The sequence below is a fragment of the Cumulibacter soli genome, from assembly GCF_004382795.1.
Lineage (GTDB): Bacteria > Actinomycetota > Actinomycetes > Mycobacteriales > Antricoccaceae > Cumulibacter > Cumulibacter soli.
Genome location: NZ_SMSG01000003.1, coordinates 297952 through 310231, shown reverse-complemented (window position 1 = coordinate 310231; position 12280 = coordinate 297952). Strand labels below are relative to the sequence as shown.

General features: G+C 64.2%; 10 protein-coding genes. 3 read left to right on the top strand and 7 right to left on the bottom strand.

What is annotated here, in order from left to right; translation table 11 throughout:
* Positions 1–97 precede the first annotated feature (97 nt).
* From E1H16_RS08250 to E1H16_RS08240, 3 genes are all read left to right on the top strand, one after another.
* A complete protein-coding gene (locus tag E1H16_RS08250; protein WP_134323218.1) occupies positions 98–691 on the top strand; it encodes a DUF3000 domain-containing protein in 594 nt (197 codons plus the stop codon).
* Between the two features lie 86 nt (positions 692–777).
* Positions 778–1956, top strand: coding sequence for an HRDC domain-containing protein (locus tag E1H16_RS08245; protein ID WP_243837789.1), 1179 nt, complete (start codon positions 778–780; stop codon positions 1954–1956).
* Between the two features lie 97 nt (positions 1957–2053).
* Complete coding sequence (locus E1H16_RS08240; RefSeq protein WP_134323216.1) at positions 2054–2920, top strand: hypothetical protein; 867 nt, start codon at positions 2054–2056, stop codon at positions 2918–2920.
* Here the strand turns inward: E1H16_RS08240 and E1H16_RS08235 are convergent.
* The 7 genes from E1H16_RS08235 to E1H16_RS08205 all read right to left on the bottom strand — a co-directional run bounded on the left by E1H16_RS08235 (position 2885) and on the right by E1H16_RS08205 (position 12243).
* Positions 2885–3544 (bottom strand): response regulator transcription factor, encoded by a 660-nt coding sequence (locus E1H16_RS08235; protein ID WP_208378928.1) that lies wholly within the window; start codon positions 3542–3544, stop codon positions 2885–2887. The genes E1H16_RS08240 and E1H16_RS08235 overlap by 36 nt on opposite strands.
* Before the next feature lie 65 nt (positions 3545–3609).
* Positions 3610–4848: a sensor histidine kinase gene (locus E1H16_RS08230; RefSeq protein WP_208378927.1), complete on the bottom strand. Its 1239-nt coding sequence runs from the start codon at positions 4846–4848 to the stop codon at positions 3610–3612.
* 217 nt (positions 4849–5065) lie between these two features.
* Positions 5066–6322 carry a HAMP domain-containing sensor histidine kinase gene (locus E1H16_RS08225; RefSeq protein WP_134323214.1) on the bottom strand — a complete coding sequence of 419 codons (1257 nt, stop codon included), beginning with the start codon at positions 6320–6322 and terminating at the stop codon, positions 5066–5068.
* A gap of 9 nt (positions 6323–6331) precedes the next feature.
* Positions 6332–6997 carry a response regulator transcription factor gene (locus E1H16_RS08220; protein ID WP_134323213.1) on the bottom strand — a complete coding sequence of 222 codons (666 nt, stop codon included), beginning with the start codon at positions 6995–6997 and terminating at the stop codon, positions 6332–6334.
* Position 6998: 1 nt separating this feature from the next.
* On the bottom strand, positions 6999–8921 hold the full coding sequence (gene dxs, locus E1H16_RS08215) for a 1-deoxy-D-xylulose-5-phosphate synthase (protein ID WP_208378926.1): 1923 nt from the start codon (positions 8919–8921) through the stop codon (positions 6999–7001).
* A 74-nt stretch (positions 8922–8995) separates the two neighbouring features.
* Positions 8996–10210, bottom strand: a complete 1215-nt coding sequence (locus E1H16_RS08210; RefSeq protein ID WP_134323212.1) for a class I SAM-dependent RNA methyltransferase — start codon at positions 10208–10210, stop codon at positions 8996–8998.
* Complete coding sequence (locus E1H16_RS08205; RefSeq protein ID WP_134323211.1) at positions 10207–12243, bottom strand: APC family permease; 2037 nt, start codon at positions 12241–12243, stop codon at positions 10207–10209. Before E1H16_RS08205 ends, E1H16_RS08210 begins: the two co-directional genes overlap by 4 nt.
* Positions 12244–12280 lie beyond the last annotated feature (37 nt).

Below are 12280 nucleotides of genomic sequence, written 5' to 3'. Positions count from 1 at the left end.
CGAGCGTCATTGTCACGCCGCTGTCGTCGCCGGTTCGTTATCACAGCACCGCGCGTGCTCACCGAAAAATGCAAACAACAGTCTTACGCTTATCGACGTGACCAGCCCACAGACGAACCCGTCAGATGGCGGCCCCGAGGAGTTTCGTGAGGCCGTAGCCAGCCTGAACTCGGTGAGCATCCGCCCCGAGGTGACGCTTGAGCCCATCCGCGCGCCGCAGCGGCTAGCGCCCTATTCGTACGCTCTCGGCGCGGAAGTCCTGATTGATCCCGAAGGCGACATCCCCGAAGCAAACGGGCGCCTCGTGCTGCTGCATGACCCCGATGGCGACGAGGCTTGGCACGGAACGCTACGGCTCGTGTCGTACGTCTCGGCAACGATCGAGCAAGACATGGCTACCGACCCGGCGCTCAGCGACGCCTCATGGACGTGGCTGACCGACGCGCTGGCGCAGACCGGCGCCGAGTACGCGGCGCTGGGCGGAACGGTCACCAAGACCGCTTCGCAGCGGTACGGCGACCTCGCCGGCCCGGAAGCCACGAATGACCTAGAAATGCGCGCCTCCTGGACTGCGCTCACCTCCGATCTCAGCGGGCACCTGCGCGCCTGGGTAGACCTGCTGGCATCTGCCGCCGGCGCTCCACCACCCGGGGTCAGTCTGATTGCACGGCGCGACTCCACGTCGGCGTGAACGATCGCACAGCAGCCGAAGGCCCCACGACCGACGCAAGCCCAGATACCCCTGAGCCCACGCCGCTACTCGAGCCACGAGGTGGCGTGCCGGAGGTAATCAAGTCGCCGTCCGGCATACGCGAACTCGCCGATCGGCTTGCTGCTGGCACCGGCCCGGTGGCCATCGACGCCGAACGAGCATCGGGGTTTCGCTACAGTGCGCGAGCTCAACTCGTCCAGCTCAACCGCTCAGGCGCCGGCATAGCGCTGGTCGACCCCATCGCCGCTGGCGACCTATCGCCACTGAACGACGCGCTCCGGGGAGTCGAGTGGGTGGTGCATGCTGCCGTCGCAGACCTGACCTGCCTCGCCGAGGTAGGGATGCGACCGGACTCGTTGTTCGACACCGAATTGGGCGGACGGATTGCCGGATTTGAGCGGGTATCGCTCGGTCTGATGACCGAGCGGTTATTGGGCGTCCGCCTAGCGAAGGGGCATTCGGCCGCCGATTGGAGTCTGCGACCACTGCCGCGCGATTATCTGGTGTACGCCGCTTTGGACGTCGACGTTCTGCTGGAACTGCGTGACGAGGTTGAGCGCGAACTGATCGCCCAACAGAAACTCGACTGGGCGCACCAGGAGTTTGAGGCCGTGCGGGTCGCTCCGGTACCGCCGCCGCGTCCGGATCCGTGGCGACGTACCAGTGGCATCCAGAAGGTGCGCGATCGCCGGGGCATGGCCATCGTTCAGGCGTTGTGGGAATCCCGCGACGAACTCGCCCGCCAGAAGGATCTCGCTCCGGGCAAACTCCTGCCCGACCGTGTCATCGTTGCGGCCGCGATCGGCGGACCGACCACGCTGCAGCAGATGCTCGAGATCAACGGTTTCACCCGGCGCGCGGCAATTCGACACCGGCAGCGATGGTGGACTGCGATACAACGCGCACATGCGCTGCCCGAACGATCGCTACCGCGCAAAGCCCCGCCACACGACCCGAATGCGGGCCCGTCGCGCCACATGGGAAAAGACAACGACGTCGCCGATCGGTACGCACTCGCCCGCACTGTTGTCCTCGAACTCAGCGAGGCATTGTCCATTCCGCCGGAAAACCTGGTTCCACCGGCCGCGGTGCGCTCGTTGGCCTGGGCACCACCGAACGTCGTCGGCCCCGATTCCGTCGCTCAACAGCTTGCAGCACACGGCGCGCGCCCGTGGCAAATCGCCCAGTTGAGCAAGCCACTAGCTGGCGCACTGCGGGCGTTTACACCTCGGGATGCACGCTAACAACCACGTATCACGTGCAATGCCAACGTGTGATTCTGCCCCTGTTGGGGGTCACAAATGTCGTCGGCCGTTATTACGATGGCCTCGAGGTGACCTCATGACTGATCCGGAGACCGACTCGGCGACGGAATTACGCTGGCTACACGGATTCGGCGGCACGTCGGTGTACCGAGCGCGGCACAATCTGATTGGGCTTGCGAATAGACCGGCCGATGCAGGCCTGCTGATCAACTCCCCCGGCATCGAGCGGATGCTCGAAGTGTGCGAGGTGCGCGGGCGCGCAGTGAACCAGGCTCATAACAATCGCCGCCGGTTCGCCTCGGACGTGCTGTCTCTGATGGCCCGCAACGTGTGGGCACGCACCGATTTCAACATGACCGCCCGGCAGATGGCGAAGGACGAGATCGCGACCGTACTCGACGGCCTTGCAACGGCGACCGACCGGTTCCAAGTCGCGCGCACAGTACTCCGCAAGACCATCGGCGACAGCTTCCGGCAGTCAGCGAACACGCCAGCATTCCTGACGTTCCTGCAGTTGTCGTTAGTCCCGGTCACCTTGGCCAACCGGATCGACAGTGAGCAAGTGCGTCGCGCCCTGGACACCGCCGAAAATGAACTGGCCGGCAAGCGGGCCACCGGGTACCTCAACGCGATACGGCTATTTGGGCTGCGCTTTCGACACCCCTCAGCCACGGTCGAGGACTTCACTCTCGTAGTTTCGGGTGCGATGCTGGGAATGTCGTTGCGCCATTTGATATCGCCGGAACGACTCGACAAGGTGCTGGACTGGGACGGTCAACGATGGCACCTGGCCGCGCTGGGCGTCACCGGGATTATCGACGAATGGCTCGAGCCGGATCCGGACTACGACGCCGCGAACGCACTGAGTTTGTACTTGCGAGACGAGGTCCGCACCAGGAACGAACCGTCACAGGTTATTGAGATCCCCCGCGGCGATTCCTAGGTGTCGCTCGAGGTCTGCCGCCGAGTGGGTCGACAGGTATTCGCAGAAAACCTCGTTCACCTTGTTCATGTGGTCTTGCGCGGTGCGTTCGGAGATGAACAGTCGTCGGCCAATACTCTTGAACGACTCTCCGCGCGCTCGGGCCTCGAGAATCTCGCGCTGACGGCGGGTGAGCCGCTGCATCCGGCCATGCTCACGCACGGCCTCGGCAAGGCCAGTGAGCGCGACTGTGATGACGGTGCCGCCGCGCCGCACCTCCTCGATCGCCTCCTGCAGCGCCGCCACCGGCTCCGCCTTGTGCACGATCGCTTTGGCACCAGCCCCCAAACAACTCGCGAGGACGAGCAAACGGCGCTCATTGGTGTAAATGAGGACCTTGTAACCGGCTTTCGACACTGCATTGACACCGGCAGCACCATGCGTCCGAGGCGTACCTGTTCCGTGCAAGTTGAGATCGAGCAGGACGACGTCCACATCAGGGCGATCGCTGAGAAACTCCTCGACGTTCTCGTAACAGGCGACTACGTCCGACTCGGACAGCAGCACGCGGGCGCCGTCCCGAATAATGGTGTCATCATCAATGACCACTACTCGAGGACTCGTCTCGGGCAACGCGATCGTCATCGATTCAGCGTAACCAACGGGCCGCGGAAGAAGTACCCGTACTAGCGCGGATTACGAATTCGCGCTTACTTGCGCACGTCAGCACTGCGGCGACTTTCTCGCCAATGGCGCAAGAACACCCCACGCGTCCGGGGCACGGAAGACTGCTTCGGTTGTTGCGCACCGCCAAAGCCGCTGCCTGCCAGCCGTACCTCGGTACCTTCGCCCGGGAACGAGTCCAGCGTTACGGCGATACCTGCCAAGGCACACTGTGATTCGACCTGATCCCGCAGGCCAAAGCCCTTCCGGACTTTTGCGGGGTCGAACCCGACACCATCGTCACGCACCGTCACTTCCCAGCCACTGGCCGTCGCGCGAGCATGGATCGTGACACTGCGCGCGTGTGCGTGCACCCGGATGTTGTCCAGCAGAGTCCGCAATGCGGACTCGGTGGCCTGGATTGCATCGCCGGACAGGAACACGTTCTTAGCCAGGAGCGTGTTCTGGTCGATCGGCAGATCGCGAAACTCTGCTGCGATCCGCTCCAGGACCTGATCCAAGGGCCGCGTCGGTCCCGCTTCATTCTGTCGTTCCTGATAGACGTATGCGCGCAGTTCCTTACTGGTAGAGCGCGCACGTTCGCGCAACACCGCACTCAGTTCCGGATCCTCGGTGTTGGCGATCATCGCCAACAGCCCCGCCGTATCGTGCAAGAAGACCCGCTGCGTAGCACGTTCATTCGCGACCGCCACCCGAGCCGCCAGTTTCACGTTCGACTCGACCAGGGTTTCCATCCGGTCCCCGAGGGCAATGAGATGCCGCGACGAGGCCGCACCCACCGCGAAGACCATAGACACTGTGAACGCGCTCGCCACCGCTACCGCAGGCGATGCCCATGCCGACTGCGCGTATCGCCCTACGAGGTACGTCGCGGTAAGCAGAACGACGATGACGGTCGTCCACCTCACCGAAGCAGTCCGCATTGCGACCAGGCAGATGCTCGTGAACACCAGCGCGAAGTGCCACGGAAGCATCGGGTCGCCCACCTCTGGGTATTGGAACGCCGGGGTGAGGGAGACGACGGCGGACAGGGTGGCGTCCACGCCTACCAATGCATAACTGGGTAGCGCTCGGGTACGGACCAGGACGACAAACATCACGACGGTCTCGACAGCGACCAACGTCAGCAGCAGCCAGGAGATGAATCGTTCCGATGACATGGACAGCGAGGGGATCTCGACCATCGCCTTGCCAAGAACCGCCACGCGGAATGCACACCAGGCGACCAGGATGAGGTGGGCGGTGGTCACGGTCGCGGTGGTCAACGAACCAGGCCGACGAAAACGTGGCCTCATGCGGTAGAAATTCATCCGGAACACATCCAGATCCATCCCCCGCCGTTCACGCCGGAAACACACGTCAGCCACGAGACTACGTCAGTGACATAGCCCATTACAATGCTTCACGCGCATCCGCGCGCTCCCGATGAGTTACCGCCAAACGGCGTGCGCCCGCTAATGACGGAATTGGGCCTTGGGTTCGCTAGATGTCGGCTCCGTCGACCTTCGAATCAGTGCTGCGGTCGCGCAAGATGCGAAACTGTCCCGTCCAGCCGCTCCGCGCAGGCGGAGGTTCGGCCGCAGCAAGCGTGCGCGGCAGCACGACGTCCACCGCAAGTCCGCCACCTGGACGCGCGGTCAAGCGCACGGTGCCATGGTGTGCGCGGACGATCGCGCGCACGATCGACAGCCCGAGCCCTGTGCCACGGCTGGCCGTACGATCGCTGGCGCGCTTGAACGGCGTGAATAACTCCTCCACCGTCTCCGCATCGAGTACGTCGCCGGTATTAGACACGTGCAACGCGCAGTTACCATCGACCGTGCGCGTCGCAATCCAGATCTCGCCGCCTGGCTGGTTGTGGCGTACGGCGTTGGTGACCAGATTTGCAACCAGTTGCTCCAGCAGGTGAACGTCTCCGACGGTGGGCGCGGGCTGCGCGTCCTGATGCACCACCAGGTTCATCTCACCGGATTCTTCACGCACCGCCAGGAGCGCGAGCGGAACCGCATCCGCGAGGTCCATGGGACCCATCTCTGCCAGGCCGTTCTCGACCTGCGCGTCGATCTTCGCCAAGGTCAGCAAGGAACCTACCAAGGCATCGGCGCGCACGGTCGCATCGATCACCGTGGCACTCATCTCGCGGAAATCCTGCGCCGTCGCATTCGGATCGGCCAACGTCACGTCGACCTCGGTGCGGATCACTGCCAACGGAGTGCGTAGCTCATGACTGGCGTTGGAGACAAAACGGCGTTGCGCCACGAATGACCGGTCCAGGCGATCGAGCATTGCGTCAAACGTGTCGGCGAGGTCCCGCAACTCGTCCTGCGCGCCACCGAGCCCGATCCGCTCGGCCATCTGCCCTTCAGAGATGCGGCGCGCTGTCGCTGTCACCTCGGCCACGGGTCCGAGCGCCCGCGCCGCGATGATGTAGCCGGCGGCACCGCCGAGGATCCCAGCGATGATCGCCATCATCAGGCCACGCGCCAGCAGCGTGTCGTTAGCGTTGCTGCGAATAGCGTCGACAACCAGCGAGCCCTCGAGCTGCGACCGCGTCTCGCCCGGCAACATCACCTCGATGAGGTTTCCGTCGGGAAACGTCAGCGCGTTTTGGATCGAATGGTCGACCACCATGAGCGATATCAGCAGGACAATGACCGATACCGCCGCAGACAGGAACGCGCACGCCAGCGCTAATCGCTGCCGTAGACCCAGCCGAAAACCCTGGGGCCAACGGACCACCGCAGAAACTTACTGGTCAGACTTGATGCGGTAACCGGAGCCGACGACCGTTTCGATCAGCGGCGGATCACCTAGTTTGCGCCGCAGCGTCATCATCGTGACCCGCACCGTCGTCGTGAACGGATCGGCATTCTCGTCCCACACCCGATCAAGCAAGCCCTCGCTGGAGACCACCGCGCCATCGGACTGCAGCAATACCTCCAGGACGCCGAACTCCTTACGGGTCAAGTCGATCTCCCGGCCCGAACGTCGTACGACGCGGCGAGCCGAATCAAGCTCGAGATCGCCTGCCGACAAGACCGGCGGTGCCGCTGGGTTGGAACGGCGTCCGAGCGCGCGTACGCGCGCGATCAACTCGGCGAAGGCAAATGGCTTAGACATGTAGTCGTCCGCGCCGAGCGAGAGCCCTTCCACGCGGTCGGCCACGGCCCCGCTCGCCGTCAGCATGATCACGCGCGAATTCGACCCGGCATTGCCGAGTTCTTTCATGATCGCGTCACCGGACATACCAGGCAGATCGCGGTCCAGAATGATCACGTCGTACGCCGTGATGACGGCCTTCTCGTGACCTTCCTTGCCGTCGTACGCCACGTCGACGGCCATCCCCTCGCGGCGAAGACCCCGGGCCACCGCGTCGGCAAGCTGCCGCTCGTCTTCGACTACCAGTACTCGCACGTCATTCTCCTTCTGAGGCTGCTCGATCGATCTGGATTGGTGCCGCGTCCCGGGGGCCGCGGATAGCGGAGAACCAGGTCACGACGTGGTGAGTAACTCCATCAGCGTCCAGACCGAGATCGGTCAGGATCTGTGATCGGGATGCGTGCTCGGGGAACACGGACGGCACGCCGAGTTCCCTGCACGGGACATCGATACCGGCCGCGCGCATCGCTTGCGAGATACGCGAGCCGATGCCACCGGAGACCAGGCCGTCCTCCAGGGTGACGACGAGCCGGTATCGGCTCAGTTCTTCGACGAGCGCCGGGCTCACCGGAATGGCCCAGCGCGGATCGAACACGCTCACCCCGATCCCCTGGGCCGCCAGCCGCGCGGCCGCGTCTGCTGCCTCGTGCGCCAGCGAACCGATGGCTACGAGCGCGACATCTCGTCGCTCGGCCCGCACCAGGAGGTCATAGCCATCGGTGTGCTGCACGCTCGGTAGATTCGCCGGCAGCGCACCCTTGTCCCACCGCAACACGGTCGGACCGTCGTCGACGTTCACCGCTTCGCACAGCAACTCCCGCAATCTGCTGCCGTCGCGCGGCGCCCCGATCCTGATTCCAGGAACACCGCTGAGCAGGGCCAGATCCCAGACACCGTTGTGACTTGGTCCATCACTGCCGGTGATCCCGGCGCGATCCAGGCAGATCGTGACGGGCTGCTGATGTAACGCGATATCCATCACGAGTTGGTCGAAAGCGCGGTTCAGAAAGGTCGAGTACAACGCGACGACCGGGTGCATGCCACCCATCGCCAGACCAGCAGCAGAGGTCAATGCGTGCTGTTCAGCAATTCCCACGTCGAAGGTGCGCGTCGGGAACCGCTCGGCGAACGCCGCGAGCCCCGTCGGGTGCAGCATCGCTGCGGTGATCGCGACCAGGTCCTCGTGGGTGGAGCCTAGTTCGACCATCAAGTCCGAGAACGCGCCGGTCCAGGTCGCACCCGACTTCGCGACCGACTTGCCGGTCTCGCGATCGAATGCGGACACACCGTGCAGGCGGTCCTCCTCGTCGGTCTCCGCGGGCTCGTATCCGGCGCCCTTTCGGGTCACGCAGTGCACGATGACCGGAGCACCGAAGTCCTTTGCCAGGCGCAATGCGCGCTCGACCGCGCCGATATCGTGACCGTCGACCGGGCCGACGTACTTGAAGTCCAGGTCGGCGAACATTCCCTGCGGAGAAATCATGTCCTTGATCCCGGTTTTGACGCCGTGCAGCGCGTCGTACACCACCGGACCGACGACCGGAGTGCCGCTGATGCGCTCCTTCATTCGGCCCAGGGTCCGCTCGTAGTTCGGCTTCAGCCGCAACGCCGCCAACCGGCTGGCCAACCCGCCTATCGTCGGCGAGTAGGACCACCCGTTGTCGTTCACGACAATCACGACGGGGCGGTCGCTCTCAGCAATGTTGTTCAGCGCCTCCCAGGCCATACCGCCGGTCAGCGCGCCATCGCCGATGACACCGACGACAGGGCGTGGATCAGCAGCTATATCGAATGCCTTGGATAACCCGTCGACATACGACAACGATGCCGAGGCATGCGAACTCTCAGACCAATCGTGCTCGGACTCGGCGCGACTGGGGTATCCGGACAGGCCACCGCGTTGCTTGAGCGCGTCAAAGCCACCCTGCCGACCGGTGAGCATCTTGTGGACGTACGACTGATGGCCGGTATCCCACACGATCGGTTCGCGGGGTGAGTCGAAGACGCGGTGCAATGCGATCGTGAGTTCGACAACGCCGAGATTCGGCCCGAGGTGCCCACCCAACTTGGAGATCTTGGTGATCAGGAACTCGCGAATCTCCGCCGACAATTCGACGAGTTCTTCGCTCGTCAACTCGCGCAGGGCGGCGGGGCCGTTGATCCGAGTCAGCAGGCTCACGTACCGACCATTCCTTTCCACCCGATTACCGAGTTCCTCATCCTAGGCGAGGATACGCCGAGACGGCGGCCAATTCAGGCGACCTGGCCGTTGTGCGCCGTAGGAAGCAGTAGCGCGACACATTCGATGTGGTGCGTCATCGGGAACAGGTCGAACGCGCGAACTTCGGCCAGTCGCCACCCGTGTTCGGCGAAGAACCCGACGTCGCGTCCCAGTGCCGCCGGGTCGCACGCGACATAGACAACCGCACGCGGCTGCCTATCGCACACGGCCGCGACGAGTTCACGCTTTGCCCCCGCGCGCGGCGGGTCCAGGACGACGACGTCGATCGAACCCGGGACGGCTGCCACCGTCTGCGCGGTGATCGCGGCGCGCTCGATGCTGCATTGCGGCAGGTCCGCCACATTGCGTTGACCGTCGCGGACCGCGCTCGCAGCGCCCTCGTAACCAAGCACCCGACCGGTAGTACCCACCGCCTCAGCCAACCCCGCGGTGAACAGACCGGCACCGCAGAACAGGTCGAGCACTGTCTCACCCGGCTGAACGGCGGCGTACTGCAATACCGCGTCGCTGAGCGTGCGCGCAGCGCCGGAGTGGACCTGCCAGAACCCACCGGGGTTGACTGTGAAGCGTCGCGTACCTACCTGGTGCCGCTGGACGCCGCCGGCGACGGTGCGTCGGCGGCGGCGTTGATCGACGAGCGTCACGGCGCTTCGCGCGCCCGCGCTCGTCTCCACCTCGATGCTGCGCGCGCCGGGACGAAACCGGTCGCGCGCCAACTGCACGTCGGCGCCAGGCGCCGCGATCGCACAGCTATCGATCTCAATGACCAGGTCACTGCGGTGTGAATGCAGACCGACGACGTCGCCGGCAACGGCGTACTGCATGCGGGTGCGCCAGCCCAGCGGGGACGGCGCGACCTCTTCGACCTGGACCTCGATCTCTACGCCGGCGAGCCGTTCGAGCTGTTCTGCCACGACGTCGCCCTTGAGGCGGCGCGACGCGGCCGGATCTACATGCTGCCAATCACACCCGCCGCAGCCGCCGGGATGCGCGTAGTCGCAGGCCGGTTCGACCCGCTCGGCGGAGGCTCGCAGGACCTCGATCGCATCGGCTCGGCAGAACGAACCGCCGCGATCTTCGGTGACCTCCACCAGTACGCGTTCGCCGGGGATCGTGTGCCGTACGAACACGACTCGACCGAGATGTCGCGCGACGCAATGTCCCCCATGGGCGACTCGCTCGACGTCGACTTCGAAGTGCTGTCCGTACCAGTTGGGCTTAGTCATCGTGCCCCTGAGTCATCGCGCACCTGAGCCATTGGGCGGCCTGCGGAATCGAACCCTTGCCGCAGGCTCCCCGGCCGCGACCACAGCGGCTCCTCCGGGTTCAGGTGCTGCGCGGAATGCAGCTGCCACGGCACGCTGGTTGTCATCACGTTCGGCATGAACAGCAGCCGACTCTTCAGTCGGTACGCGCTGCGGTTGTGCAGCAACTTCTCCCACCAGCGCCCCACGACGTACTCCGGGATGAAGATCATCACCAGGTCGCGGGGTCCCTCCAGGCGTACCCGTTTGATGTAGTCGATGACCGGTTTGGTGATGTCTCGGAACGGCGATTCGAGGGTCACCAGTGGCATCTGGATGTCCAACTGATCCCACTTCTCCTGTAACTTGCGGGTCTCGGTGGCGTCCACGCTGACGGTGAGCGCGACCAGTGTGTCCGGTCGCGTTGCTCGGGCGAACGCGAGCGCACGCAGCGCGGGCTTGTGCACATTGGAGACCAATACAATGCTGTGCACCCTGCTCGGCAACACCCGTCCTTCGTCGGGTTGCACGCGCAGTTCCTCGGCGACGTGTCGATAATGCCGCCGGATTCCCTTCATCACGAGGAACAGCGCACCCATGGCCAATACGGCGATATAGGCGCCGTGGGTGAACTTTGTCAAGATCACCACGACGAGTACGGTCGCCGTAGCTGCGAAGCCGATCGTATTAATCGCTCGTGAACGACGCATCTGACGGCGTACGGCCGGGTCACGTTCGGTTCGCAGGTGGCGCCGCCAATGCCGGATCATGCCGAACTGGCTGATCGTGAACGAGACGAATACCCCGACGATGTACAACTGAATCAGTCGCGACACGTCCGCGTTGAAGGCAATCACCAGCACGATCGCTGCGCCGGTGAGCACGATGATGCCGTTACTGAACGCTAACCGGTCGCCACGTGCGTACAGCTGTCGCGGCAGGTATCGGTCCTTCGCGAGCACCGAACCCAGCACGGGGAATCCGTTGAACGCGGTATTCGCGGCCAGCACGAGAATGATGGTGGTCAGGAACGTGACCACGTAGAAACCGATACCGCGACCGAATACGGCCTCGGCAACCTGGGCGACCACGGTGTTCTGGCCGGTGACCACCGTGCCGTCCGAGGCGATCAGGGTGCCCGACTCGGGATCGACTACCCGAACCCCCGTGGTCATCGCCAGCGTGGTCAGGGTCGCGAACATCGCGACACCGATCACGCCCATCATCGCCAGCGTTGCGGCCGCATTCTTCGGTTTCGGTTTCTCAAACGCGGGCACGCCATTGGCGATCGCCTCCGTACCGGTCAGCGCCGTGCATCCAGCCGCGAACGCGCGCAGTACCAGGAACACCAGCAACAGTCCCGTCGGCGACGGTTCGTCCACGCGCACCACGTACGACGCCGACTCCGCGGTGAGCTCATCGCCGTTGAGACTGCGCACCAGCGCCCACACGCCCATGCCCAGGATGGCGATCACGAACCCGTATACCGGGATCGCAAACGTGCGACCGGACTCCCTCGCTCCGCGGAGGTTGATGATCGCGATGAGCAGGATGAACCCGATCACGATCTCCAACTTGTATGGGCGCAACGCATTGAATGCGGACGTGAGCTGATCCGCGCCGGAGGAAATCGACACGGCGACGGTCAGCACGTAATCAACGGCGAGTGCACTAGCGACCGTGAGCCCAGCGTTCTTGCCCACATTGACGGTCGCGACCTCATAGTCGCCACCGCCGCTGGGGTAGGCGCGGACATTCTGGCGGTACGACGCGACGACCACGGCCATCACGAGGATGACACCGGCCGCGGCCCACCACGTGAGGTGATAGAGCGCGAGTCCCCCGATGGCCAGCACCAGCATGATTTCTTGGGTGGCGTATGCGACCGAAGACATCGCGTCGCTGGCGAAAATCGGCAGGGCGAGACGTTTGGGTAAGAGCGTGTCGCTTATCGCGTCACTGCGAAACGGTCTGCCCAGCAGGACCCGTTTCGCGATCGAACCAGCGTTAGGCACAGGCACACAGTACTCGCGCCGCGGCCTTGGTTACGCC

What these genes read in the sequence shown, in the direction of transcription:
- E1H16_RS08210 (WP_134323212.1), bottom strand. Translation starts at nt 10,210, where the DNA reads ATGACTAAGCCCAACTGGTACGGACAGCACTTCGAAGTCGACGTCGAG.
- E1H16_RS08240 (WP_134323216.1), top strand. Translation starts at nt 2,054, where the DNA reads ATGACTGATCCGGAGACCGACTCGGCGACGGAATTACGCTGGCTACAC.
- E1H16_RS08235 (WP_208378928.1), bottom strand. Translation starts at nt 3,544, where the DNA reads ATGACGATCGCGTTGCCCGAGACGAGTCCTCGAGTAGTGGTCATTGAT.